We start from the raw sequence: 26,420 nt of genomic DNA, 5'->3' as shown, positions 1-26,420 counted from the left end.
ACCGTCTGGACAGACGGCCCGTTCCAGCCAGACAGACTCAGGAGCCGGACTTGGCCTCGCCCGAGTAGATGGCGTCGGCGATGCGGTAGGCGCTGCCCTCCAGACGCTGGAAGGCCTCCTTCAGCGCACCCGGGTCCGCGGTGTTCAGCACACCCTTGAGCCGCTCGAGGTCCGCCTTGATTTCGTCCCGGTCCTTCTCCGAGAGCAGGCTGGCGTACTCCTCCAGGCTCTTCTCCGTGGTGTAGATGAGCCCGTCGGCGTTGTTGCGCAGGTCGGCGAGCTCCTTCTTCTTCTTGTCGTCCACGGCGTGCGCCTGGGCGTCGGCGATCATCCCCTGGATCTCCGCCTCGGAGAGGCCGGAGTTGCTCACCACGCGCACCTGCTGGACCTTGCCGGTGCCCAGGTCCTTGGCGCTCACGTGGACGATGCCGTTGGCGTCGATGTCGAAGGACACCTCGATCTGCGGCACGCCGCGCGGGGCCGGCGGGATGCCCACCAGCTCGAAGCGGGCCAGCGTCTTGTTGTCCGCCGCCATCTCGCGCTCGCCCTGGAGCACGTGCACGCTCACCAGCGGCTGGTTGTCCACCGCGGTGGAGAACACCTGGCTCTTCTTGCAGGGGATGGTGGTGTTCTTGTCGATGATCTTCGTGAAGACGCCGCCGGCCGTCTCCACGCCCAGGCTCAGCGGGGTGACGTCCAGCAGGAGGACGTCCTTCACCTCGCCCTTGAGCACGCCGCCCTGGATGGCGGCGCCCACGGCGACCACCTCGTCCGGGTTGATGCCCTTGTGCGGCTCCTTGCCGAAGAACTCCTTCACCTTCGACTGGACCCGCGGCATGCGCGTCATGCCGCCCACCAGCAGCACCTGGTTGATCTGCTGCGCGGTGACGCCCGCGTCCTTGAGGGCGATGCGGCACGGCTCGATGGAGCGGTCGATCAAGTCACCGACCAGCTCCTCGAAGGTGGCGCGCTCCACCGTCTCGGTGAGGTGCTTGGGGCCCGTGGCGTCCGCGGTGATGAAGGGGAGGTTGACCTCCGTCTCCGAGGCGCTGGACAGCTCGTGCTTGGCGCGCTCGGCGGCCTCCTTGAGCCGCTGCAGCGCCATGCGGTCCTTGCGCAGGTCGATGCCGTTGTTCTGCTCGGCGAACTTCTTGGCCAGGAAGTCCACCAGCCGCTGGTCGAAGTCCTCGCCGCCCAGGAACGTGTCGCCGTTGGTGCTCTTCACCTCGAACACGCCGGCGTTCAGCTCCAGGATGGAGATATCGAACGTGCCGCCGCCCAGGTCGTAGACGGCGATGCGCTCCGTCTTCGTGTCCTTGACCTTGTCCAGGCCGTAGGCGAGCGCGGCGGCCGTGGGCTCGTTGATGATGCGCAGGACGTTGAGGCCGGCGATGCGGCCGGCGTCCTTGGTGGCCTGGCGCTGGCCGTCGTTGAAGTAGGCGGGGACGGTGATGACGGCCTCGGTGACGGGCTCGCCGAGGTAGTCCTCCGCCGTCTGCTTCATCTTCATCAGCACGATGGCGCTGATCTCCGGCGGGCTGTAGCCCTTGCCGCGGATCTCCACCCAGGCGTCGCCGTTGGGGCTGGAGCTCACCTTGAAGGAGCTCACGCCGATAGCCTTCTTGGCCTCGGGAGAGTCGAACTTGCGGCCGATCAGACGCTTCACCGCGTAGACGGTGTTCTCCGGGTTGGTGATGGCCTGGCGCTTGGCGATCTGCCCCACCAGCCGCTCACCCGAGTCCGTGAAGCCCACCATGGACGGCGTCGTCCGGCTGCCTTCGCTGTTGGGAATGACTACCGGCTCGCCGCCTTCCATCACGGCGACACAGGAGTTCGTCGTCCCCAGGTCGATTCCAATCACCTTGCCCATGGCGTCTTACTGGCTCCCCCCAGCGGGTTGCTCGGTCTCAGAGGTTACGGCGGGCGAAGTGCCCGCATCCGGTGCGGCGCTGCCACCGGTCTGTTCAGAAGGCTGAGTCTGCGCGGCCGCGACAGGCGCGGGCGGCTCGGGTGGCGGAGCCGGGGCGCGCGCAACAGCGACGAGGGCCGGACGGGCCAGGCGCTCGTTGAGGTAGTAGCCGCGCAGCACCTCGAAGGCGACATGGCCGGCGGGGACGTCGGCCGTCTCCACCTGCTGCATGGCCTCGTGGAGGCGCGGATCAAACACCTGGCCCTTGGCGCTGAAGGACTTCACGCCGTGGCGCGCCAGCGTGTCCTCGAAGGACTTGCGCGTCATGGCCACGCCCTTGTGGAAGCTGACGAAGTCGGGGGACTTCGTCGCGGCGTCCATGGCGCGATCCAGGTTGTCCATCACCGGCAGGAGGTCCTTGAGCAGCTTCTCGGAGCCGAACTTCTGGACCTCCTCCTTCTCCTTCTGGGCGCGCTTCTTGTAGTTCTCCAGGTCGGCCGCGGCGCGGACGGTGCGCTCGTGGTCCTCCTTGAGGCGCTCCATCAGCTTGCGGCTCTCGCCCTGGCTGAACTCGAGCTGCGCGTGGAGGCTCTCCACCTCCTTGCGCGCCGCCTCGAGGGCCGCGGTCAGCTCGGCGACTTCCTCCGAGGAGGCGGAAGGGGCCGGGTCGGCCGCTTCGGACACCTCCTCCGAAGCCGCGGCGTCCTCGCTCGCGGGCGCGGCTGACTCGACCTCCAGAGTCAGCTCCGCCTCCGAGTCGGAGTGCGTGTTGCGACGCTCGACGCTCTTGAGCGCCGCGTCGATCACTTCCTGCGCGATGTCCGCGCTGAAGTTCCCCTTCTCATTGGAGCCAGCCACGCTCGCACTATGTCACGGGTCCGGAACCGTTCCAACCCCGCGAACTGCCTGGAAGAACCCCTGCCAGGCATCCAACCATGGGTTGGCATTGAAGATGTGCGCCCGGGGCAGAACGTCCTCAGGCGGAGGGCTTCTTGCGTCCGATCGACTTGGGCGCCTTCTTTGCGGGGGCCTTGGAGGCGGGGCTCTTGGCGCCCGCGGCCTTCTTCGCGCCCGCCTTCTTGCCGATCGTCTTGCCGGCCTTGCGAGCAGGCTTGGACGGGGCGGCGGGCTCGGCGGCGGGGGTGGGAGCGGCGGCCGGAGAGGCCTTGGAGGAGGCCTTGGAGGAGGCCTTGGAGGAGGCCTTGGGGGCGTCCTCGGGCTTGTTCATGTCCAGGGCGGAGCCCACGGCGCCTTCCACCTTGCGCACCGCGTTCTCCAGCGTCTCGGCGGCTTCCTTGGAGATGGTGGAGGCCTTGTCGCGCAGATCCTTGAGGGTCTCCTTGATCTTGGCCTGGCGGGCGGGATCCTTCACCTCGTCCAGGAGGCGCTGGGCCTCGACCTTGATCTCCTCGCCCGTGCGCTTGATCTCCTCGCCCGTGCGCTTGATGAACTCCATGAGCTGCTTCTCCCACTTCTGATCGGCCATGTCGGGTGCCTCCTCTCGAGGGGTGTGAAATCCGGCGCATCTGACTTCACGCCCGGCACGAGCGCAAAGCTTTCCTGCTCGTGGAAGAAACGACGGAGCGCCCGCGCGATTGCAGCGGGGCAGGTGCCGGAGCAAGTGCTCTTCACGCCCGGGCACCGTGTCACTGTAGAGTGCCTCTATTCTCGGGCCCTCGGAGCCAGGGGCCCCCTTCCGGAGTGTATGCCTATGTTTTCCGCCCGAGTGGCGAGGGTGCTCGTCATCGTCACGGCGCTGTGCGCGTGCAACAGCCGTGAGGAGCCCGACGGACCGGTGCTGCCTGACATCGACCTGGCGTCCACCACGGTGGGGCTGCCGTATGAGGTCCGCCTCACCGCGAGCGGAGGCGTTGCCCCCTTGCGGTACTCGATCGGGGACGTGCCGGACGGCTTCTCGTTCTACTCGGCGACGGCGCTGCTCACGGGGCCCGCGCGGAGCGAGGGGGACTACACGCTCACCGTGGAAGCGATCGATGCCACCGGGGCGAAGGACTCACGCTCGTACGAGCTGAAGGTGTACGCGGCTCCGGCGATCACCAGCACGGCGCTGCCCCGGGCCTCCGCGGGGCAGGCGTACGATGTCCAGCTGAGCGCGACGGGCGGCAGACCTCCGCTGCGGTGGTCGCTGGCGGACGGGTCGCTGCCGGGCTCGCTGTCCCTGTCGTCGGAGGGGAGGCTCTCGGGCGTGCCGCAGGGCCTGGGAGGCCATCCGGTGACGCTGCGCGTGCAGGACGCCAACGGGGCGCTGTCGGCGCGGTCTTTCACCCTGCAGGTGGGGTTCGACAGCACGGATGGCGGCACTTCGGATGGTGGCATTCCGGATGGTGGCACCACGGATGGTGGCGTTCCGGATGCGGGCACGCCCTTCCCGCTCGAGGTGGCGAACTGGAACATCGAGTGGTTCGGGAGCATCACCAATGGGCCCACCAACGAGCAGCTCCAGCTGACCAACGTGCGCACGGTGATCAACGACATCGGGGCGGACATCTGGGGAGTGGCGGAGATCGTCGACACCAACCACTTCAACGCGCTCAAGGCGGAGCTGAGCGGCTTTGGTGGCTTCCTCGCCAATGATCCGACCGTGCTGAATGGCTCCGCCAACTACTCCACCGGCGAGCAGAAGGTGGGCGTGCTCTTCAAGTCGAGCCTGGTGAGCGTCCAGAAGGCCGAGGTGATCCTGAGCGGGAACTCCGGTGACTTCGCGGGCCGCCCGCCCCTGCGGGTGGACCTGCGCGTGACGCGCGACGAGAGGAGCCTGGACCTGGTGGTCATCGTGCTGCACATGAAGGCCGACACCAACCAGTCGGACTACAATCAACGCATGGCGGCGGGCGCCGCGCTCAAGCAGTACCTGGACACGCAGCTGCCCAGCTCGCGCGTCATCGTCCTGGGAGACTGGAACGACGACGTGGACGTGTCCATCGCCCGGGGCCCAGACCAGAACTACCTGCCTTCGCCCTATCAGAACTACGTCGACGCTCCCGTGGAGTACACGTTCATCACCCGGCCGCTGTCGCTGGCGGGGATGGGCAGCTCGGTGGGCTTCGACAACGTGATCGACCACCAGCTGGTGACCAACGAGCTGGCCGTCAACTACGTGACCAACTCCGCCACGATCGTGCGCCCCAACATCCCCAGCTATGGCACGACGACCTCCGATCACTACCCGGTGGTGAGCAACTTCGACTTCAGCCGGGTGCTGCCTCCGCCCACTCCGCCCTCATCGGTGTTCATCAACGAGTTCCTGCCCCACCCCAACATCAACCCCAGCACGGGGCAGATCGACTTCGACCAGCAGTTCGTGGAGGTCGTCAACACGGGGAGCACGACGGTGGACCTGGGTGGCTGGAAGCTGCACGACGCGGAGTCGTACTCCGGCACGAAGCCCGCGCGGCACGTGTTCGCGGCGGGGACGACGCTCGCGCCGGGCAAGGGGTACGTCGTCTTCTCGGGGGCCTCCGCGGTGCCCTCGGGCTGGCTCAACGCGACGTACTCCAACGGAGGCGAGGGGCTGCGGTTCAACCGGGGTGTCAACGTGGGGAGCAACGGAGACACGGTGTACCTGGCGAGGCCCGACGCCACGGTGGCGGATAGCTACTACTACAGGGACACGTACCAGGGCGTCTCGTACAACCGGAGCCCGGACGCCACGACGACGGGCTCGTGGGTGCGCCACGACTCGCTGCCCTCGGGGACCAGCGCCTCTCCCGGCAAGCGCGCGAGCGGCACGGACTTCTGATGGCCACTCGCACGCTGTATCGCCCCGTGGGGCTCAAGGAGGCCGAGTTGGTGCTGGGCAGCGAGTGCTCCGGCTTCCCGCCACGCCTGCCGGAGCAGCCCATCTTCTACCCGGTGATGAACGAGGAGTATGCGCGGCAGATCGCCCGGGGCTGGAACACGCCCGACCCGGGCTCCGGGTACGCGGGCTTCATCACCGAGTTCGACGTGAGCACCGCGTACCTCGAGGGCTTCGAGGTCCACACCGTGGGCGGGGGCGCGCACCAGGAGCTCTGGGTGCCCGCGGAGCAGCTGGCGGAGTTCAACCGCCGCATCGCGGGGCCCATCCGGTTCACGGAGGCGCATTACGGCCCGCGGTACCGAGGCCCCGAGTCCACGCTGGGGGCGCCCCTCGCGGGGCAGCTGCGCGCGCTGCGCTCGCTCGAGCCGTCCGCGGTGAAGGAGCACCGGGCGCTGGTGCTCTTCAACTTCGGGTGGTGGTCCCAGGCACCCGCCGACGCGCAGGGGCTCGGCGAGGCGGAGAAGTTCGAGGCGCTGGACTACCTGCGCCGGGCCTGGGTCAAGGCGTTCTCCCGGTGGCCGCTGCCCGTCCCCGGCGAGGCCGCGGCTCCCGGGTAGAGGGACAGGTTCCCGCCACCGCCTCCTTCACGCCGAGGGAGGCGGTGCCGCCGCGGGCGCGCGTCGGGAGATCAGCCGCTCGAGGCTGCGGTAGTGGGCCCGGCCGAAGAGCAGCATGGCCAGGGTGGCGCCGATGAGGCACATGAACATGTCCCACTGCGCGTCCCAGATGTCGCCCTGGGTGCCGAGGAACTTGTCGCCGCCCTCCGGATCCAGGATGAGCGCGGCCCACCACTCGATGAACTCGTAGCAGGCGCTGATGGCCAGGGCCACCGAGCCCGTGAGGAAGTTCAGCCACCCTCCGCGCCGCAGCGGGGTGAGCCGGAGCAGCACCTCGCGGATGATGAAGGCCGGGAAGAAGCCCTGCACGAAGTGGCCCACGCGATCATACGGATTGCGTGACAGGTCGAAGCTGTCACGGGCCCAGTTGCCCAGCGGTGTGAGCGCGTAGGTGTAGTAGGCGCCGTACGTCAGCACGAGGATGTGCAGGAAGACGCAGACGTAGATCCACCGGGACATGGGGAAGCGGCGGAAGGTGCCCGCGAGCACCGCGATGCCGATGAGCCCCGGCCCCGTCTCCAGCAGCCAGTTGAGGTGCCCCTGCGGGCTCATGATCAGCGTGAACAGGAGGATGGGCACCAGGATCGCCAGGAGCACCAGGGGCAGCCGGGCCTCCTCGCGCGTTCCATGCACGGCAGGGAGGGAGGAGCCCCCGAGAGCGCCCTGCGGCGAGCTGGGGTCGTACGGGAGGGAGGCGGAGGACATGATCAGGCAGCCTGCCACGGTTCTCCCGCTGTGTGGATTCGTCGACGCCTGGCCTCCGGCGGCTCGGAGCGTGGCCACAGGGGCCGCTTCCTCTGGCAGGCTCGGTGCGTGCGCATCGGAGTCATCGGGACGAAGTGGGGATTGATGCACGTGGGGGCATTCCGCGCCGCGGGCGCTGAAGTGACCGCGCTGTGCGGGCAGAACCTGGAGCACACTCGCACAGTGGCTGATCGGGAGGGCATTCCGCTGGCCACCACGCGGGTGCGAGAGCTCTGTGAGGCTGTGGACGCCGTGGTCGTGGCCAGCCCGGACGCGCTCCATCGAGAGCATGTCGAGGCGGCGCTCGACGCGGGGTGCGCCGTGCTCTGCGAGAAGCCGCTCGCCGGCACGGAGGCGGATGCCCTCGCGCTCGTCGCCCGGGCGAAGGCGTCAGGCCGTCTGTGCGCGGTGAACTTTCCCTATCGGATGCTCCCGCCCTTCCGGGCGCTGCGGGACTGGCTCGCTGGGAATCCCTTGCGCCACCTCGTCGTCACGCTGCGAAACAGCTTCGTCCGCATGGGCGGAGAGGGTCCTGGTCCGTTCACGGCGGCGTCGGCCGACTGGGATGGCGTCTCTCATCTGCTCGATACGGCCTTCTGGCTCGCCCGGGCCTCTCCCGTGTGGGTCCAGGCCTCGCTGTCCGGCCGTCCCGTCCACACCGCCGCGCTGCAGGTGGGCCTCTCCTCTGGAGCGGTCGCTGTCCTCACCCACGCCGCGTGTCCAGAGCCGGGCCTCCAGGGTGGCTGGACGCTCCTGGGGCGGGACTGGGAGGCCGGGCTCTCTGGTGGGTACGTGCCCTCCCGGACCGGATGGTGCGTCTCAGCCGTGCGGTGCTTCCGGGGCGGTGCCTGGACGGATCTGGCTCCGGGCCTCGAGCCCCGGGAAGGAGAGCGTGAGCCCTGGGCGCAGGCCCACGTGGAGACCGCCCGTCACTTCCTCGCGGCGCTTCACGGCGCGCCGCTCACGGAACTGGCGAGGCTGGAGGAGGCCGCCATCGTCCAGCGCCTCCTGGCCGCTGCCGTGCGTTCCGAGGAGGAGGGACGCCGCGTCACGCTTTGGCCAGGGCCGCCATCGCCGCGGTCATCACCTGTTTGATCGGGACTCCCGCGGCCTCGGCCACCCGGCGGCAGTCCTCGAACTCCGGGTGGGCGTTGAGTACCTCGCCACCGCGCAGGCCGCGCTTCACCCGCACCCGGCCCCACGGCGTCTCCACCTCCACCCAGTCGCGCTCCAGCGCCTGGCGCTCCACCCGGTGGAAGCGCACCCCGAGCGTCGTGGACTCGCGCAGCACCACGTCCATCACCGCCTCGCGCTTGCCGCCCTCCACCATCACGCTCAGCAGGTGCCCGGGCCGCCCCTTCTTCATCACCACGGGCGTCACCCATGAATCCAGCGCGCCCACCGCCAGCAGCCGTTCCACCAGATAGCCCAGGAGCTGCGGCGTGCTGTCGTCCAGGTTGGCCTCCAGCACCCAGAGGCCCTCGGCCTTGTCCTCCGCGCGCCCCAGCGACGCGCGCAGCACGTTCGGCCGGTCCTTGAAGTCCTTCGTCCCGACGCCGTAGCCCACGCGCTCCACGATGAAGTCCGGCGGGTGGCCGATGCGCGTCAGCACCTTCAGCAGCGCCGCGCCCGTGGGCGTCGTCAGCTCTCCCACGCCCTCGAAGCGCACCGGCACATCCCTGAGCAGCTCCAGCGTCGCCGGCACCGGGATGGGCATGCTCCCGTGCGCCACCCGGATGGTCCCGCTGCCCAGCGGCGGCGGCGCGGCGTGCACCTCTGGATCTCCCAGCAACTCCAGCACCACGGCCGCGCCGCAGATGTCCACGATGGAGTCCACCGCGCCCACTTCGTGGAAGTGGATGTCGTTGATGGAGACGCCGTGCACCTTCGCCTCCGCCTCGCCGATGGCGCGGAACACCGCCAGGGCGCGGGCCTTGGCCTTCTCCGAGAGCGTGTCCGCCGCTTCGATGAGGCGCTGGATGTCCGAGTAGGCGCGGTGCGGGTGGGCCTCCCGCTCGTCCAGCACGACATCCAGGTGTGTGCCGCTGATGGCATGGCGCACGGCTCGGCTCACTGCCAGCTTCCAGCCGGGCACCTTCAGCCCGCTGAGGGCCTGGGCGATGGCATCGGGTGACACACCGAGGTCCACCACGGCTGCGAGGAACATGTCTCCCGCGATGCCGCCCACGGGTTCGAGGTAGAGGATCTTCCGCACGGTCTCGTTCTCTCCGAAAACCGGCGGACCTTACCTGAAAGCCCCTACTTACGGCGGGTCCAACCCCCTTCAAGGAAGTTGGGTGAGGGAGTGGAACGCGAAGCCACGAGCCAGAGTAGACCTGAGCCAACGGGCAGGACAGTGGTGTCGTGGACAAGAGGGGGCCGTCGCCTCCAATCCGAGGCGCCCACCTGAGCGGTGGTGAGCGCCCACCCCTAACGTGCCGCTGGGACCAGAGGCTCAGGCCTCTCCCTCGTTCACCGGCAGAGCGGCCTCGCTCTCGCTCGGTACAGGCTGCCTTGCCACGGCGACGGTTGAATCTGCCTGGCACGGAGCAGGCGGGCCCTCGGTGTCTGCTGCCGGCACTGCCGAGGAGGAAGAAGGCGGCCAGGCAAGCATCAGGGTGGGCGGATAACAGGGCCTTCCAGGAACACCTCCATCAGAGGAGCGAGGGGCAGGTGGGGCCGCAATGGGTTCGGAGCCGCAGGAATTGTCCTGCACCTCGCAAGCAGAGAGCGGGGCGGCTGGGGCTGCGGGAGCGTTCCGGCTCGCCGAGGGACGCTCGTTGGCACAAACCTCCTCGTGGACCGGGGGCCTCCCTGTCGGCTCGACTTGTTGCGAACTGGTATGACAAGCAGACCAGTTGCTGGCGTTCTCGCCCGACACGGGCACCTCCCCGGCAGGCGGTGGGGGCGCAGGCGCAGTGTGCGAATCACGCACAGGGGCCAGCCGGTCGAGCAGCGGCTCATCGGCAGCCTTCAGCAGCGCCGGCAGCTGTTGGCGAAGGGCCTGGGCGTCACGGTCGGCCAGGGCGTTGAACATGCACTGGGCCCACTGCTGGAGGGCCTCGGGTTGCAGCGCGGGGAGCAGCGCGTCCGCCAGTCCCCGGAAAGCCTTCTCCAACGACATCAGGAGCAGCAGGTGGCCGGGACGGTCCGCGCCTTGGGCCGCCAGCCGCAGCAGGTCGAACTCTCGCTCCACCCACCGGATGCGCTTCTCCTGCCAGCGGGCCTCATCTCTCAACGCGAAGCTGGCATTGAGCAGCTGCTCCACGTCTTGCTGGCTGGCGTGCTCGCAGCAGGCAGCCAGTAGTTCTACCGTCACCTCCCGCTTGAGGGCGAAGTACCCCTCGAGCAGCGGCCGGCGATCCATGTCTTTACGGCCCTCGGGCAGCAGCAGCTTCAGGCTCTCCAGCGACAGAGCTTCGCCCAGTGGCACCGTGCGGCTCTGTCGCCCGGGGTGTTGGACGATGAGTCCTCTGGCGGCCAGCCCCTGGAGGGCTCCTCGGATGGTGGTGCGCGACACCCCATAGCGCTGGGCCATCTGCCGCTCGGAAGGCAGCCTGCCTTTGGGCCACTGCCCCAGGGCAATCGTTTGCTCCAACTGCTCCGCCACTCTCGACACCAGCCCCTTGTGTTCCATCCCCGCCACCCTTCGCGTTGCACGCCCCTCCATCCAAGCAGAGGACTCTGACAACGCGTGCGGCAGTCCGAGGGAAGGGCTGCGTTCATCTCCGGCAGCAGCAACGATGGGTGATGGCCGAGTGCTACCCTTTTCCCATCCACACGCTCAACGACAGGCGCCGTACTTCCGTTCCTTCTCCAGGTCACGAACCTCTTCCGCCCCGGATTCAAGCCGTCTTGACGCAGGAACTGACGAACGTGCGGATCAGGAGATCGAACTCGTGGTCGAAGTCGAACTCCTCGCCGGGCTCGACGTACAGGTAGATCCTTTTGGAGTCGTCATACGCCCTGATGGGAGGTGGTAGGGAGGGGACCGGCCGCTTCTGGAACATCCCGTCCGTCGAGGACACGTAGAACATCACGGGAGGCAACCCTTCTCTCCCGTACCACCACACGCCAATCTCAACCTCCAGCGCTCTTCGGTTCACGGTTCCAGTGGCGGTCGCCGCAATCCAGCGCCCCCAGTGCGTGTGATCCTTGTCTTGTGGCTTGGGGAGACGAACATCGCGCTGGAAGTCACCAAATGAGGTCTTCGCATTCAGTACGGCCATCAGCCGTCCGGCCAGCGCCTCCTGGAACGCGCGGATCGTGTCGCAGGCCTCTGCATAACGGTGGACACCGGCCTTCAGGAACTCCGCTTCACTCGCTGCCACGGCGCACCTCCTTCAAGAGACGAATGACCGAGAGCGCTCCTCCAAGATCGGCGATGGACTGGATGCGCGGGCTTTTCTTGTCGGGAAGAACAACGGGGTGGCCCAGCAAGCGCTGCTCGAGCGCCCCACAGAACGACCAGGCCCAGACACGCCACGCGAGGGGCTCTGCCTCATCGCCTGACGCCTCCCGCAGCGCCCGCGCGACGTCACGCCATGTGAGAACCCCCACCTTGATGCGCCTCGGCTTCTCGCCTTCGCATGCGAACCATGCGTCGAGATCCTCCTCTGGGAGAAGGATGAGGTGGACCCACGGCTGGCTCCCTTCTGCCTCGACCTGATCGGCTGTTGGAAACGTCTTCTCGAACTGCTTGTCTCCCACCTTCACTTCGACGTGGAACGAGACCCCCTGGGGCTCGAAGCGGATATCGGTACGGTGACCGCCGCTTGTTGGCTGTTCTCGCCCTGCCTGTCCCTGCCAGGACGTCACCGAGCCCTGCCCCCGAGTGGATGGATGCAGCAGTGAGCGCGCGAATGCGCCCGTGGACGAGCTCTCGAGCAGATGCGCCAACCAGTCGGACCAGTCCTCCTCACGCCCGAGGCGGAGCGGACGAAATCGAGACCAATCGTTCGAGAGCGGATCGCCGCCCAGCACCTCCCACCGCGGTGCGGACTCGGCCAGCGCTTCCTCGAAGCGATTGCTCTCCTCCGCCATCATCCGCTGCGCGGCGCTCTGGAGCGCGTCCACCACCGACCAGTCCGCGGCGGACCGACGCCTGTGCTCCAGGTTGAACTCCTCGAGGAATCGCCAGTTCGGCTCTGACATGCGGCGCCTCCACGCCTCGACGAGGTCCGTTCAATCCTGTAGGGCAGCTATACCAGCTCGCCCCGAGCCCGGGGGCATCCAGGCAACACCATTGGATCAGCATCGGTGACGGGGGCCTCTCCCTCCCCCCCAACCGGTGTGCTGCAGCGTCTCCCCTGAGGCAGGCCGGGACAGGGGGGATCCTTGTCCTGGCTTTCCTGGGTCACTCTCCCGCGAGACGCGGGACACCTCCGCGCCGCGTTCGTGCGAGTATGGACCCATGGAGACACGCAGCGCACTCGTGGCTGGAGCAAGCGGACTCGTCGGCGGCTTCCTTCTCGAGGAGCTGCTGCAGAGCCCTCAGTACCGGGAGGTGTGCTCACTCGGCCGACGCGCACTGCCAAGGCAGCACCCCAAGCTCTCTCAACGCACGGTGGACTTCGCCCGGCTGGAGGCCGAGTCGCTCCCCTCGGCCGACGATGCCTTCTGCTGCCTGGGCACCACCATCAAGAAGGCCGGCAGCCAGGAGGCCTTCCGTGCCGTGGACCATGACGCCGTGCTGGCCTTCGCGCGGGCCGCTCGGAAGGCAGGGGCCCGGCGCTTCCTGCTCGTCTCCGCGCTCGGGGCCAATCCGCGCTCGCGCATCTTCTACAACCGCGTGAAGGGTGAAGCGGAGGAGGACCTGAAGGCCGTGGGCTTCGAGTCCCTCGTCCTCCTTCGCCCCTCGCTGCTGCTCGGAGAGCGGGCCGAGAGCCGCCCTGGCGAGCGTGCGGCCATGGTGGTGACGAAGGCGCTCGGTCCGCTGCTCCGCCCCTTCAGCGGGCGTCCCATCGAGGCTCGCACCGTCGCTCGGGCCATGCTCACCCTGGCTCGGGAGGCACCGGGGGGAACTCGCGTGGCGATGTCCGGAGAGCTCCACGAGCTCGGCAAGTAGCCCGCGCCTCGAAGGACCCTCCCAAGGAAAACGCGCCGGCGGGAGAGCTCCGCGCCAGCGCGTTCATTCCCGCCAGATTCCGACGTGAGCAGGCGGAACGCCCTTCTCCGCCCGCTCGACCCCGGGACGCCCGCTTCAGGCGCCCGGGGCCCTGCCTCCACCGCTAGGCCGCCGCGGCCGCCTTCGCGCGGCGCCGTCCGAGCACGTACCGCGCCAGGAGGAGCAGACCGAAGTAGATGCCAGCGTCCGTACCGGAGGTGGTGCCGCAGCCACAGCCGCCGCCGCCGTTGTGAACGGTGAAGGACACCGGAGCGGAGTGCGCCACGTTGCCCGCCCCGTCGATGACGAGCGCGGTGATGGTGTGGGTCGTGTCGTCCTGCGCCTTGGTGCTGTCCCAGGTACCGGTCAGCGTCGCCTCCGTGCCGCTGGCGACCACCACGCCATCCACGAGGATGGAGAGCTGGGCCAGCGTGGTGCCAGAAGCCACCGCGCCCGTAACGGTGATGCTGACCTGGCCGGAGACGGTGGTGCCACCGGCCGGCTCCGTCACCGTCGCCGTCGGCTGGGCGAACGGCGTGACGTTGAGCTGGGCGGTGCCGGTGAGGCTGGCGTTCTCCGCGTCCGTCACCGTGAGCGTGCGCAGGCCCGGGGACTTGAACGTCACCTTGAAGCCAGACAGCACGCCCTCGACGAACGTCGCCGTGGAGGCGAAGGACGCCGCGGTGTCGGAGCTGGTCACCTTCACCGTGCCACCGTAGCTGGCGGCCTGGTTGCCGTAGGCGTCATAGGCCGTGGCCGAGAGCGAGGCCTCCTGGCCCGCCGTCACGCTCGGAGCAAGCGCCAGCGTGTAGCTGGCCGCCGCGCCCGGCTTGACGCTGAACGCCTGGCTCGTCACGCCCGCGAAGCCCGGCGCGCTGGCCACCAGCGTGTAGCCGTTGCCGACCTTGCGCACGGACAGCCCGTCGAACTTCGCCACGCCGTTGACCACCGGCACCGCGAGGGTGCCCAGCAGCTGGGCGCCCGTCGGGTTCTCGCCCAGGCCCAGCGTCACGCTCGTGGTGGCCTCGGTGAACACGTTGCCCAGCTCGTCCTGCAGCTCCACCTCGATGGAGGGCAGCGCGTCGCCCGCCGTCATCTGCGCCAGCGTGGCGCGGAGCACCAGCTTCGGGCCCCGGCCCTGGGTGATGTCGAACGCCGCGCTCGTCGCCGCCGGCAGCGCGCCCGCGGTGGCCTGGAGCGTGTAGCCCTGGCCCTTGCGGTTGATGGACAGGTCCGCGAAGGTGGCCACGCCGTTGATGGCGTTCACCGTCTTCGTGCCCGACAGCGTGCCGTTGCGCGGGTTGTTGCCGAGCGCCACCGTGATGGCCTCCGTCGCGTTGGTCGCGACGTTGCCGAAGGCGTCCTGCAGAGCCACCCGGACCGCCGGGCTGATCGCCGTACCGGCCTGGGCGGAGCCCGGCTGCACCGTGAAGACGACCGCCGCCGCCGGACCGTGCGCGATGTCGAACGCCGCGCTGGTGGCCTCCGTCACCCCGCTGGCCTGGGCCTTCAGCTGGTAGCCCGTCCCCGCGCGAGCGATGGACAGGTCGCTGAAGGTCGCCACGCCGCCGCTGGCCGCCACCGTGGTGGTGCCGCTCAGAGTGCCCCCCTGGCCGCCCTGGAGCGTCAGGGTGATGCCGCTGGCGGAGCTCACCCGGTTGCCGTGCGCGTCCTGGAGCTCGACGGAGACGGTGCCCAGGTTGGCGCCCGCCGTCGTGCTGGAGGGAGCCATCGTGAACACCAGCCGCGCCGCCACGCCCGCCTGGGCATTGAACGCCGTGCTGGTCGCGCTGGTGAGCGTGCCCGACGTCGCGGTCAGCTGGTAGCCCGTGCCGGCGCGGCTGATCGACAGGGTGTCGAAGGTGGCCACGCCGTTGACGGCCGCCGCCGTGGTGGTGCCGCTCAGCGTGCCACCCGACGGGTTGGCCTCGAGCGCCAGGGTGACGCTGGAGGTGGCGCTCGGGACGAGGTTGCCGAAGGCATCCAGGATGGAGACCTTCACCGCCGGAGCGATGGTGGCACCCGCCGCCGTGTTGCTCGGCTGCGCGCTGAAGGCCAGCTTCGCAGCCGCCGCGGGGGCGATGTCGAAGGCCCCGCTGGTGATGCTCGTCAGGCCCGTGGAGCCCGCCGTCACCGTGTAGCCAGTGGCCGCCTTCTGGATGAAGAGGTCACCGAAGGTGGCCACGCCGTTGACGGCCGCCACCGTGGTGGTGCCCCCCAGCGTGCCGCCCGCGGGACCGCCCAGGGTGAGCGTCACCTGCGCCGTCGAGCCCGTGCTCACGTTGCCCGCCGAGTCCTCGATGCGCACCGTGACGGGGCCCAGCACCGCACCCGCCGCCGCGTTGGCCGGAGCCGCGCTGAAGACCAGCCGCGCCGCCGGACCCGTCGCCACATTGAAGCTGGCGCTGGTGGCGGTGAACGCACCGGAGCTGGCCCGCAGGCTGTAGCCCGTGCCGGCCTTGTCCACCGTGAGGTTCGCGAAGGTGGCCACGCCGTTGACGGCCGCCGCCGTGGTGGTGCCGCTCAGCGTGCCGCCCGACGGGTTGGCCTCGAGCGCCAGGGTGACGCTGGAGGTGGCGCTCGGGACGAGGTTGCCGAAGGCATCCAGGATGGAGACCTTCACCGCCGGAGCGATGGTGGCACCCGCCGCCGTGTTGCTCGGCTGCGCGCTGAAGGCCAGCTTCGCAGCCGCCGCGGGGGCGATGTCGAAGGCCCCGCTGGTGATGCTCGTCAGGCCCGTGGAGCCCGCCGTCACCGTGTAGCCAGTGGCCGCCTTCTGGATGAAGAGGTCACCGAAGGTGGCCACGCCGTTGACGGCCGCCACCGTGGTGGTGCCCCCCAGCGTGCCGCCCGCGGGACCGCCCAGGGTGAGCGTCACCTGCGCCGTCGAGCCCGTGCTCACGTTGCCCGCCGAGTCCTCGATGCGCACCGTGACGGGGCCCAGCACCGCACCCGCCGCCGCGTTGGCCGGAGCCGCGCTGAAGACCAGCCGCGCCGCCGGACCCGTCGCCACATTGAAGCTGGCGCTGGTGGCGGTGAACGCACCGGAGCTGGCCCGCAGGCTGTAGCCCGTGCCGGCCTTGTCCACCGTGAGGTCCGCGAAGGTGGCCACGCCGTTGATGGCCACCGCCGCCTTCGTGCCACCCAGCGTGCCGCCCGACGGGTTGGTGCCGAGCGCCAGCGTGACGAGCGCGCCGGACGACGTCACCGTGTTGCCCTGGGCATCCTTCACCTCCACGCGAACCGCGGGGGTGATGGCCGCACCCGAGGGGGTATTGCTCGGCTCGGTGGCGAAGGCCAGCGCCGCCGGGGCGCCCGGCTCCACACCGAAGGCCGGAGACGTCGCGGAGAGCAGGCCCGTGGCGCTCGCCCCGAGCACGTAGCCAGAGCCCGCCTTGTCCACGGAGAGGCCCGTGAAGGTCGCCACGCCGTTGACGGGCGTCGCCACCGTCGTGCCGCTCAGGGTGGCGCCCGTCGCGCTGGTGAGCGTCAGCGACACCGGAGCCGTCGCCCCGGTGACGAGGTTGCCGCCGGCATCCCGCACCGCGACCTTCACCGTGAAGGCCGAGCCCGAGCCCACGTTGCCCGTGGGGGAGGCCGTGAAGGCAAGCTGCGCCGGAGCGCCCACGCCCACATCGAACACCACGCTCACGTCCGCGTAGAGCCCGCTGCTGCCCGCCACCAGCGTGTAGTTGCGGCCGGCCCGGTCCACCGACAGCGTGTCGAAGGTCGCCACGCCGTTCACCGCGTTGACGACGGTGGTGCCCGACAGCGTGCCGCCGCTCGGGTTGCTGCCCAGCGAGAGGGCGATGGCGTTGGTCGCCCCCGCCACCACCGCACCCGACTGGTCGTAGATGGCCACCTGGACGGACGGAGCGATGACGGCTCCCGCGACGGTGTTGCTCGGCTGCCGGGTGATGCCCACCCGGTACGGCAGGCCCACGCTGCCGGCGATGTTGAACGCCGAACTGGTGGCACTGGTGAGCCCCGTCGAAGTCACATTCAGCGTGTAGCCCGTGCCGGTCTTGTTGACGGACAGGGTGCTGAACGTCGCGACGCCGTTGACGGCCGCCACCGTGGTGGTACCGGCCAGCACGGCACTGGTCGGGTTGTTGCCCAGCGCGACCGTGACGTTGGCCGTGGACGTCGTCGCGTTGCCGAACGCGTCCTGGATGGCCACCTGCACCGCCGGGTTGAGGGGCAGCCCCTCGTACCCGTTGGGAGGCTGGGTGACGAAGGCGAGCTTCGCCGCCGCGGCCGGAGTGATGTCGAAGGCCTGGCTGGTGGCACTGGTGAGCCCCGTGGCGGTGGCCACCAGCGTGTAGCCGGTGCCCGCCTTGGAGAGGGACAGGTTGCTGAAGGTGGCCACGCCCGCGCTCATCGTCGCCGTGGTGGTGCCCGTCAGCGTGCCCCCGCTCGGGTTGTTGCCCAGCGCCAGGGTGACGCTGTTCGTCCCCGTCGTGACGGAGTTACCGAACGCATCCACCAGCCCCACCCTCACCGCCGGAGCGATGGAGACACCCGCCACGGTGTTGGCGGGCTGCACGGTGAAGGTCAGCGCGGTCGCCGCGCCCGCCGTGACGGAGGTGCTGGCGCTGCCCGTCAGCGTCGTGTCCGTCGCGGTGAGCGTCTGCGAGCCCAGGGTGCGGAAGGTGACCGAGCCGGTCGCCACGCCCGCGGTGAAGCTCAGGGTGGCCGGGAGCACCGCCTGCGGATCCGTGCTGGTGAGGGTCGCCGTGCCGCTGTAGCTGGTGGCCGTGCTGCCCGCCGCGTCCACCGCGGTCACGGTGAAGCTGGTCGCCGCGCCCGCCTGGACGGTGGCGGGCAGTCCGCTCACCCGGTACGTCTCGGGCGCGCCCGCCGGAGGCGTCCGCGTGGAGCACGTCCCATACGCGTCCGCGGTGATGCGGACATCGTCGATATAGATGCCCTCCCCCGTGACGGAGACGTCGCTGCTGAGCTTGAAGCCGAACCACACCTTCTGGCCGGCCAGCGAGCTCAGGTTGACGGTGACCGGCTTGAGGGAGCCGTTGGCTCCGGAGTTCGCGCCCGTCCAGATCCGGACGGCCGGGCTGCTGCCGTCGAGCACGCCGTCGTAGCCACCAGCCGAGATGTAGGGCGCCGTCGTGGACACCGCGTCGCCCACGTTGGTCCACGGACCGGTGGCGCTCGTGGTGCTGTAGACGAGCCAGGCACCATCGTAGAGCGACTCGAACTGGTACCAGAGGTTGAACGTCATCTGCGGACCGAGGGTGCTCGCCGGCAGGGTGAAGCCGTTGATGCCCGAGGTGGTGCCGTTGCCGCCCAGCGACAGGGTGGCCTGCAAGCCGGTGGCGTACTGCGCGGTGCAGACGGTGCTGGTCGGGCCCATGCGGTACGCCCGGGTGGCGGACTGGTAGTGGCAGCCCGTCACGATGTTGCTCGCATTCGTGGGCGTCGCGATCCAGTACGAGGCCGCGTTCGCCGGGCGGTTGGCGTCCAGGTCGTCGAAGTAGCGGACACCCGGAGACACCGTGCCCGTGGGGACGGCGGACCTCTCGACGGTGTTGGTCTCCTCGGTGGTGGCGCTACCCTGCTCGGTGGCGCGCACCACGTAGTAGTACCGGGTGCCGTTGGTCAGGTTCAGGTCATCCGAGTAGGTGGTGCCAGTGATGCCCGCGGCGACCCGGTTGTCCACCGACGGGGTGAAGCCCGCGGTGGTGCCGCGGTAGACGGAGTAGCTCAGCGTCCCGCCGCAGGCCGGGGTGGCCGCGGCCCAGGTGAGCGTGTTGGCGCAGGTGGACGCCCCGGCGTTGGTCACGCTGGTGAGGCCCGCGAACGCGGGCGGCAGCGTGCACGCGCCGGTGGCGGTGGCGGAGACCTCGGTGGAGTTGGCGGACTCCGCGCACTGCACCGAGCGCACCACGTAGTAATAGGTGAGGCCTCCCGACACCGTGGTGTCCGAGTACGACGGAGCCGTCACGGTGGCCACCTGGGTGTACGGCCCGCCCGCGGTGGTGGAGCGATAGATGTTGTACGAGACGGCGCCACTGCTGGCCGTCCACGTCAGGTCGATGCGGTTGTTGCCACTGGCGGCGGCCCCCACGCCGGTGGGCACCGGAGCCAGGGTGTTGCAGCTGTTGTAGGCCACCAGGGCGAAGTCCTGGTCCAGCGAGGAGGCATTGCCCGGCACGCCATCCGAGTTGATGTTGGCCGCCGTCACCGTGATGGAGAAGTTGCCCGTGGTGCCCGCGGGCAGGAACACGCTCTCCACGTTGTTCTGGGTGTCCGCCGCGCCACCCGTCACCGAGTTGGCGCCGGTGAAGACGTTGCCCTTGTAGGTGTTGGTGCCGATCCTGACGGTCAGGTCCAGGTTGTTCTTCCACGCGCTGCCGGTGGTGGAGCCGGGCGCGTCCGTCCACGCCAGGGTGACGCGGAAGGGCTTGGTGGGATCCGAGATCGCCCCGGTGAAGGTGTGCGTCTGGCCGGTGGAGGTGAAGAGCCTGGCCGGGTTCTCGTCATCCAGCAGGCGCGAGATGCCGTCGAAGGCCATGCCCAGGTCCATCAGACCCATGCCCTGCTTGTTGGACCAGAGGTTGTCGTTGGCGTCCACGCCCGTCAGGTAGCGGGTGGTGTTCATCAGGTACGCCTTGGTCATCGCCGCGCTGGGCGGAGCGACACCCTGGTTGATGAAGTACTGGCGCACCAGCGCCGCGCCGCCCGCGACGGCCGGCGTGGAGTGGCTGGTACCGGAGGAGGCCGAGTACCACTGCTGGCCCAGCGGGAAGAAGTTGTTGCTGGGGCCGCCGCACACGCCGCTGGCGTCGAAGCACGCGAGCGCCTTGCCCAGCGGGTTGGCCGGGGGGTTGGCGCGCTGGGTGGCATCCTGCGCCACGCCACCGGACACGTGCGTGCCAGGGGCCACGATGTCCGGCTTCTTGCGGCCGTCCGAGGCAGGGCCGCGGCCGGAGAAGTCGATGATGTCGTTGAGGCTGTCCGCACCGTTATCGCCCACGAGGCAGGCATCGGCGCCGCCGAAGGCCTGGACGTTCTCGGAGGCGCCCACGGTGAAGACGTTCTTCGCGGTGCCCGGGGGCGCCACGCTGTTGGCGCCCGGGCCGTTGTTGCCCGCCGCGAAGACGATGACCATCTGCTGGTTGCCCGCCGCGGGAACCGCGGAGCCGGTCGGCTGCGCGTCACGCACCAGCGCGTCGTACTGCTGGCAGTCGATGTTGTAGGTGTTGCCGCTGGTGTAGCCCCAGCTGTTGGTGCTGATGCGCATGCCGTCGCGGTAGGCGCGAGACTGCAGGTCCTCGTAGTCGGGGGTGGTCCAGTCGGGCCCGAAGATGACGGAGCCGCCCATCTTCACGAAGGGCGCCACGCCCAGGCCGTAGGCATAGCCGGCCGCGTCCGTGAACGGCGCGCCCGTCTTGTTGGTGTAGCCGCCGACGATGTGCGCGTTCAGGTTGCCGTGGCCGTCGCAGCCGGCCGCCGTGCTGCCCGTGCCCTCGATGCGGTTGTAGACGATGCGGCTGGCGTTGCTGACGTCACCGCCCACGTAGAAGCCGAAGTGGTTGGGCGTCGCGGTGCCGTTGTCCAGGCCGCTGTCCGTCACGTCCACGCCGAAGCCGGACGCGGTGAACTGCGCCTGCGTGAAGCCCTTGGTGGCCAGCCACGCCAGCCAGCCCGGACCCGTGGGGCTGTTGCCGGCCACGTGGCCGGAGATGATCATGTTCTGCCGCTCGTCGTACTTGCGCGGCTCGGAGCGCGGCTGGATGGACAGCACGTCCGGACGCTGGGCGATCTCCTGGAGATCCTTCAGCGTCAGGTAGGCCACCACGTTCACGTAGCCCAGCGCCTCGCCGATGGTGCCGTCGCGCGACTGCCGGGCGCGGATCAGCTCCAGCGTGGGGCCGTTGGCCTCCTCGTCCTTGACGAGCTGGATGGCGTAGGTCGGCGTCTGGAGCTTGTGGATGGACGGATCCAGCTTGTAGTCGTCCAGGTAGTCGCCATTCCACTGGAGGGTCCGGGAGGCCGCGACGTGCTTCCGCAGCCCGTTGAGCGCCGCCTCGTCGCCGTACACCAGGTACGCGTTGTTGGGGATGTACGTCACCAGCTTCACGCCGGTGGCCTCGAGCTGCTGGACCCACTCGGGCTTGATGGGGCCCGCGAACTGCACCAGGTGCAGGCGCCTGCCCGCGAACCGCTGCGGCTTCATCGCGCGCAGCGACTTGCCGTGCGCCGACGCGGTGTCGATCGTACCGGCGTTGAGCAGGATGACGTTGAGGTCGTCGCGCGGCTCGGCGCCCTCGGGCAGGGCCGCCATCGCCTTCTCATCCACCTCGACGAGCTTGAACGCGTCGTAGTCCGCGATGAGCTGGATGTTGGCGCCGCTCTGCTCGAGCTGCCGCGCCTGCTCCGCCGAGAGCTGCACCTTGTGCGTCACCCCGTCCGTGCGGAGCGCCTCCGGCTGCTGCTCGGGCTCGCTGCCAGGGCCTTCACAGGCCAGCGCCGCAACGAGCCATACCGCTCCGAGCACACGGGTGCTCAACGCCAAGACGCCTCCAGGAGGCGGCCGAGTCACTGATTTCGTCATCGTGGTGTTCCCCGACAAACACGGTTCTGTGGCTGGAGGAGACGCGCTCGATGCGAATCAGACGGCTCGACAACTCGTACGGAGAGGACGCGCATTTTCCGCCAGGGCGGTACGAGTAGCACGCCTGACGGAGAAGTTTCAATTAACCAACAATCCTTCAACCCTGCCAAACGCCCCAAACGGGGGTTCACCGGCAATGCTTGTCGTCACAAGCATCTGGGCCACGGGGCCTAGCGCCGGCCCCGCGTCCTGGAGATGAGCGTCGCGTAGAAGCCCCCGCCGAAGCCGTTGTCGATGTTCACCACGGCGACGTTGGACGCGCAGGAGTTCACCATCGCCAGCAGCGCGGACACGCCGCCGAAGTTCGCCCCGTAGCCCACCGACGTGGGCACCGCCACCACGGGGATGCCCACCAGCCCGCCCAGGGCGCTCGCCAGCGCGCCCTCCATCCCCGCCACCACCACCGCCGCGTGGCACTCCTGGATCTCCTCGCGCCGCCGCAGCAGCCGGTGGATGCCCGCCACGCCCACGTCGTACACGCGCCGCACCGTGGCGCCCATGGCCTCGGCCGTGAGCGCGGCCTCCTCGGCCACGGGGATGTCGCTGGTGCCCGCGGTGACGACGGCCACGGTGCCCGCCCGCCGCTTGCCCTGCTTGATGTGGAAGATGCGCGCCACCGAGTGGTACTCGCCCTTCGGGAAGCGGGCCAGCAGCGCCTCGGCCTTGTCCGGCTGCAGCCGCGTCACCAGCACCGTCTGCTTGCGCTCCACCAGCGCGCCGACGATGCCCAGCAGCTGCTCCACCGTCTTTGGCTCGCCCAGCACCACCTCCGGGAAGCCGAACCGCAGCGAGCGGTGCGTGTCCAGCGTGGCATAGCCCAGCTCCGCGAACGGCAAGTCCTTCAGCCGGTGGACCGCGTCGTCCACGGAGACCTTGCCACCCTTCACCTGGTTCAGCAGCTGCGCGAGCGCCTTCTCGTCCATGCGCGCCCCTCTACCCCAAACCGGCCGGGAGGAGAACGCGAGAGAAGCCGGAGGCTACACGCCCAGGCGGTGGAGCAGCGCGCTGGAGCTGTCCCGCTCCAGCACCAGGAGCATCCGCCCCGACACCGGCGGCGCGCTGGACGCGGAGAAGCGCGCCTCCAGCACCACCACCTTGCTGGTCTGCTGGCCCTCGGTGTCGCGCAGCGCGGCGCCCACCACCTCGCGGGCCGAGCCTCCACGCAGCTCCGGCACCGTGGGCAGCAGCCTCCACCGCGTCAGCTTGCCAATGGCGGACAGGCACGCGCTGGCGACGATGTTCGCCGCCTCGGAGAGCGCGCTCTCCAGCTCCACCCCACCGATGACGTGCCCCAGCAGCACCTTGCCCAGCGCCGCGCTGTCGCGCGAGGGCATCACGAAGAGCATCAGCCCGCGCAGCTCCCCCACGATGCCCAGCTTCACGCTGGTGACGACCTCCTCCCCGCCCAGCTGCTCGGCCACCTCGGAGGCCGTGGTGACGATGACCCGCGGCACGGACAGCTCGACCCGCTTGCCGCCCACCAGGCGCGCGAGCGCGTTGACCGCGTGCCCGCAGCCAATGTTGGCCACTTCGCGCAGCACGTCGAGCTGAGCCTCGCTGGGAACTGGAGCGTTCACGCGGACAGTAACCTCGGCACGTCCAGGATGAAGACCGGACGGCCACTGCCCAGAATGGTCACCCCAGAAAGGCCCGGTAGCAAGTCCAAGGGCCGAGATAGTGGCTTGAGCACCACTTCTTCCTGCCCCAGCAGGCGATCCACCGCCAAAGCCACCTTCCCCGCATCTCCCTCCATCACCACAAAAGGCCGCACTCCGCGTCTGGCTGGCGCGGGCAGGCCCACCAGCTCATCCAGCTCGTGCACCGGCAGCAGCGTATTGCCGTGGGGCAGTAGCGCCGTGTCCCGGCTGCGGCTGAGCTTCTCGGCGTCGACCTCCTGAGCGCCCACCACCTTGGCGATGGGCAGGCCGAACACCTCCTCTCCCACCTCCACCAGGAGCAGGTGGACCACCGCCACCGTGAGGGGCAGACGCAGCGTGAAGCGCGTGCCCTTGCCCTTCTCGCTGTCGATCTCCAGCGTGCCGCCAACGTTCTCCACCACACGCTTCACGGCGTCCATGCCCACACCGCGGCCGGAGATCTCCGACACGTCCTTGGCCGTGGACACGCCCGGCAGGCAGGCGAGCATGAAGGCCTCGCGGTCGCCCATGCGCGCCGCGGCCTCGGCGGTGATGGAGCCTCGGGCCACCGCGGCCGACTTGAGCTTCTCCGCGTTCATGCCCCGGCCGTCGTCGTCGATCTCGATGACGACCCTGTCCCTGGCGCGGCGCACCGACACCTGGACCTTGCCCTTGGGGCTCTTGCCCGCGGCGGCGCGCTCCTCGGGCGACTCCAGCCCGTGGTCGATGCAGTTGCGCAGGATGTGCATCATCGGGTCGGCCAGGTCATCCAGGATGGCCCGGTCGAGCTCAATCTCGGCGCCGGTGATGACCAGGTCCACGTCGCGCCCGCGCTTGCGAGCGATGTCCCGCGCCGCGCGTGGCAGCCGGTCCGTGATGAGCGACAGCGGCGTCATGCGCGCCGACATGACCTTGTCGTGCAGGTCCTTCACCAGCGCGTGGAGCCGGTAGACGCCCTCCTCCAGCGGAGGCCGCACGTTCTCCGGCAGCTCCTTGCCCACCTCGCGCAGCCGCGCGGTGGCGAGCATCAGCTCCCCCACCGTGTCCAGAAAGTAGTCCAGCAGCTCGGTGCGCACGCGCACCGTCCGGGGCGCGGCCTCGCCACTGGCGCGGGGAGCCTCGGACGACGGAGCCGGCACCGCCACCGGAGGCGGCGTGGTGATGACGGGCTTGATGGAGACCAGCTCCACCTCGGACACGTTGCGCAGCGCGCCCTGGATGCCCTGCTCGCCCGCCGACGTCTCCACCTCGCACTGGATGAGGCCGTCCGGGATGCGCCCGGCCTTCAAGTCCTCCAGCGCGGGCCGCAGCTCGCTGATGGCGCCCAGCCCGGACAACCGCTTGTGCACCAGGAACGCCCGCACGCCGGGCACCTGGCACGTCGGCACCACGCGCACCTTCACGGCCCAGCGCGCCTGGGGGCCCGCGTCCAGCCGGACCTCCGTGGCCTTGGGGGGCGGTGGCGGAGTCCCCGGCGCGACCCCCGGAGGCGGCCCCAGTCCTGCTGGAGCGGAAGGCTCGGCGCGCGGCGACGTGGCGGGCGCTCCGCTCGAGGCGGGCGGCGGAACGCCGGGCTCGGGGCGAGGAAGGGGCGCGGGCGTGTTGCGCAGGGCCGTGGCCTTCATCACCCGCGTGGGCGCGGGGGCCTGGCCGGTGATGGCGGACACGCGGGCGGCCAGCTGGGTCAGCAGCGTGCTGGCCTCTTCCGGCGGCTTGTTCTCCGCCACCGTGCGCACCTGCGACAGCAGGGTGTCCGTGGCCGACAGCAGCAGGTCCACCAGCTCGCGGTTGAGCCGGGTGGCGTCCTGGCGGACGGCGTCCACCAGGTCCTCCACGCGGTGGGCGAGCGTGGCGATGGGCTCGAAGCCCATGGAGGAGGCCATGCCCTTGACGGAGTGGGCGTGGCGGAACATCGAGTCCACGGCGCTGGCCCCGCCCTCCTTCTCGAGCTGGACCAGGTCCCTGCCGAGCGCCTCGAGGTGCTCACTGGCCTCGGTGACGAAGAGCCCGAGGTACCGGGACATGTCCATCGCCATGCCGGGCCTCCCTGGGGCAGCGGGGCGGAGCAGCGCGGGGTGCGCTAGCCGTCGCCCAGGACCTTCTTCACCACGGCCAGCACGTCCTCGGCGCGGAACGGCTTGACGATGAAGTCCGAGGCGCCCGCCTCGATGGCCTCCATCACCAGGCTCTCCTGGCCCAGCGCCGAGCACATGATGACGACCGCGTTGCTGTCGTGCTTGAGGATCTCCCGCGTGGCCTCGATGCCGCTCTTGAAGGGCATGACGATGTCCATCGTCGTGAGGTCCGGCTTGAGCTCCTTGTACTTCTCCACGGCCTCCAGGCCGTTGGCGGCCTCGCCGACCACCTCGAACCCGCCGGACGCGAAGATGTCCTTGATCATGTTGCGCATGAAGATGGCGTCATCAACGACCAGGACCCGCTTAGCAGCCATGTGAAGCGTCGCCTCCGCGTAAGGCCTCGAGAGGAGCGCGGAGCCTAGCACCCGCGCATTTTGAAGGGCTACTCACTTCTGCGGGGTGAACAATGCCACCACCGCCGCATCCAGCCCTTCGGGATCCAGCACGGTCACCCCCAGGCCTTTCAGCCTGGCCACTCCCCGGACCGCCAGTACGGCCTTTCCTGGCGCCGCCGTGCTCACCCGCTCCAGTGCTTCGATTCCATCCACGTCCGTGACCAAGAATCCCAAATCCCGACGTCCCCGGTCCAGCAACAGAACGCGCGAGGGGGGCGACTGTCCAGGCAATCCCAGCAACTGCCGCATCTCCACCACCGTGACGACGCGGCCGCGCAGGTTCATCACCCCGGAGATGGCGGCGGGGGCGCGCGGCACCCGGGTGAAGCGCTCGGGGGGTACCACCACCTCGCGGACCGACGAGAGGGGCAGCCCGTAGCGCTCCTTCTCCACCCGGAAGATGACGTGCCGCACGGTTC

At 69.6% G+C, this 26,420-nt stretch carries 18 protein-coding genes; 4 read left to right on the top strand and 14 right to left on the bottom strand.

The features are described from left to right. Positions 1-37: 37 nt before the first annotated feature. From dnaK to KY572_RS30685, 3 genes are all read right to left on the bottom strand, one after another. Positions 38-1,870, bottom strand: a complete 1,833-nt coding sequence (gene dnaK / locus KY572_RS30695; RefSeq protein WP_224247049.1) for a molecular chaperone DnaK — start codon at positions 1,868-1,870, stop codon at positions 38-40. A 6-nt stretch (positions 1,871-1,876) separates the two neighbouring features. After that, on the bottom strand, positions 1,877-2,767 hold the full coding sequence (locus KY572_RS30690; protein WP_224247048.1) for a nucleotide exchange factor GrpE: 891 nt from the start codon (positions 2,765-2,767) through the stop codon (positions 1,877-1,879). Positions 2,768-2,885: 118 nt separating this feature from the next. Then, positions 2,886-3,395, bottom strand: a complete 510-nt coding sequence (locus KY572_RS30685; RefSeq protein WP_224247046.1) for an ATPase — start codon at positions 3,393-3,395, stop codon at positions 2,886-2,888. A 225-nt stretch (positions 3,396-3,620) separates the two neighbouring features. Between KY572_RS30685 and KY572_RS30680 the strand changes: the two genes are divergently transcribed. Continuing rightward, the gene (locus KY572_RS30680) at positions 3,621-5,669 is read left to right on the top strand and encodes a putative Ig domain-containing protein (protein WP_224247044.1); all 2,049 of its coding nucleotides are present in this window, start codon (positions 3,621-3,623) and stop codon (positions 5,667-5,669) included. Then, positions 5,669-6,286 (top strand): hypothetical protein, encoded by a 618-nt coding sequence (locus KY572_RS30675; RefSeq protein ID WP_224247042.1) that lies wholly within the window; start codon positions 5,669-5,671, stop codon positions 6,284-6,286. The genes KY572_RS30680 and KY572_RS30675 overlap by 1 nt, the downstream gene beginning before the upstream one ends. A gap of 27 nt (positions 6,287-6,313) precedes the next feature. On the opposite strand, the gene KY572_RS30670 is transcribed toward KY572_RS30675, so the two are convergent. After that, the gene (locus tag KY572_RS30670) at positions 6,314-7,051 is read right to left on the bottom strand and encodes a DUF2238 domain-containing protein (protein ID WP_224247040.1); all 738 of its coding nucleotides are present in this window, start codon (positions 7,049-7,051) and stop codon (positions 6,314-6,316) included. Between the two features lie 108 nt (positions 7,052-7,159). On the opposite strand from KY572_RS30670, the gene KY572_RS30665 reads away from it, so the two are divergent. After that, positions 7,160-8,185 carry a Gfo/Idh/MocA family protein gene (locus tag KY572_RS30665; protein WP_224247039.1) on the top strand — a complete coding sequence of 342 codons (1,026 nt, stop codon included), beginning with the start codon at positions 7,160-7,162 and terminating at the stop codon, positions 8,183-8,185. On the opposite strand, the gene larC is transcribed toward KY572_RS30665, so the two are convergent. From larC to KY572_RS30645, 4 genes are all read right to left on the bottom strand, one after another. Then, positions 8,139-9,305 carry a nickel pincer cofactor biosynthesis protein LarC gene (gene larC, locus KY572_RS30660; RefSeq protein ID WP_224247037.1) on the bottom strand — a complete coding sequence of 389 codons (1,167 nt, stop codon included), beginning with the start codon at positions 9,303-9,305 and terminating at the stop codon, positions 8,139-8,141. The genes KY572_RS30665 and larC overlap by 47 nt on opposite strands. 240 nt (positions 9,306-9,545) lie before the next feature. Beyond that, positions 9,546-10,727 (bottom strand): FadR/GntR family transcriptional regulator, encoded by a 1,182-nt coding sequence (locus tag KY572_RS30655; protein ID WP_224247035.1) that lies wholly within the window; start codon positions 10,725-10,727, stop codon positions 9,546-9,548. A gap of 208 nt (positions 10,728-10,935) precedes the next feature. Further along, a complete protein-coding gene (locus KY572_RS30650; RefSeq protein WP_224247030.1) occupies positions 10,936-11,421 on the bottom strand; it encodes a hypothetical protein in 486 nt (161 codons plus the stop codon). Next, positions 11,408-12,169: a hypothetical protein gene (locus KY572_RS30645; protein ID WP_224247029.1), complete on the bottom strand. Its 762-nt coding sequence runs from the start codon at positions 12,167-12,169 to the stop codon at positions 11,408-11,410. Before KY572_RS30645 ends, KY572_RS30650 begins: the two co-directional genes overlap by 14 nt. 355 nt (positions 12,170-12,524) lie before the next feature. Between KY572_RS30645 and KY572_RS30640 the strand changes: the two genes are divergently transcribed. Next, a complete protein-coding gene (locus tag KY572_RS30640; RefSeq protein WP_224247028.1) occupies positions 12,525-13,157 on the top strand; it encodes an NAD(P)H-binding protein in 633 nt (210 codons plus the stop codon). Positions 13,158-13,320: 163 nt separating this feature from the next. Here the strand turns inward: KY572_RS30640 and KY572_RS30635 are convergent, their stop codons facing one another. From KY572_RS30635 to KY572_RS30610, 6 genes are all read right to left on the bottom strand, one after another. Further along, positions 13,321-21,726, bottom strand: coding sequence for a S8 family serine peptidase (locus KY572_RS30635; RefSeq protein ID WP_224247027.1), 8,406 nt, complete (start codon positions 21,724-21,726; stop codon positions 13,321-13,323). Positions 21,727-22,001: 275 nt separating this feature from the next. After that, on the bottom strand, positions 22,002-22,754 hold the full coding sequence (larB, locus tag KY572_RS30630) for a nickel pincer cofactor biosynthesis protein LarB (RefSeq protein WP_224247026.1): 753 nt from the start codon (positions 22,752-22,754) through the stop codon (positions 22,002-22,004). Positions 22,755-22,808: 54 nt separating this feature from the next. Further along, on the bottom strand, positions 22,809-23,408 hold the full coding sequence (locus KY572_RS30625; RefSeq protein WP_224247022.1) for a chemotaxis protein CheC: 600 nt from the start codon (positions 23,406-23,408) through the stop codon (positions 22,809-22,811). Beyond that, a complete protein-coding gene (locus KY572_RS30620; protein ID WP_224247020.1) occupies positions 23,405-25,504 on the bottom strand; it encodes a chemotaxis protein CheA in 2,100 nt (699 codons plus the stop codon). Before KY572_RS30620 ends, KY572_RS30625 begins: the two co-directional genes overlap by 4 nt. Before the next feature lie 44 nt (positions 25,505-25,548). Next, a complete protein-coding gene (locus KY572_RS30615) occupies positions 25,549-25,920 on the bottom strand; it encodes a response regulator (RefSeq protein ID WP_224247019.1) in 372 nt (123 codons plus the stop codon). A gap of 72 nt (positions 25,921-25,992) precedes the next feature. Beyond that, positions 25,993-26,415 (bottom strand): chemotaxis protein CheW, encoded by a 423-nt coding sequence (locus KY572_RS30610; RefSeq protein WP_224247018.1) that lies wholly within the window; start codon positions 26,413-26,415, stop codon positions 25,993-25,995. Positions 26,416-26,420 lie beyond the last annotated feature (5 nt).

It is taken from the genome of Hyalangium gracile (genome assembly GCF_020103725.1).
Classification (GTDB): domain Bacteria; phylum Myxococcota; class Myxococcia; order Myxococcales; family Myxococcaceae; genus Hyalangium; species Hyalangium gracile.
The sequence above is the reverse complement of the archived record's forward strand: the minus strand, read 5'-3'. Positions and strand labels throughout refer to the sequence as shown.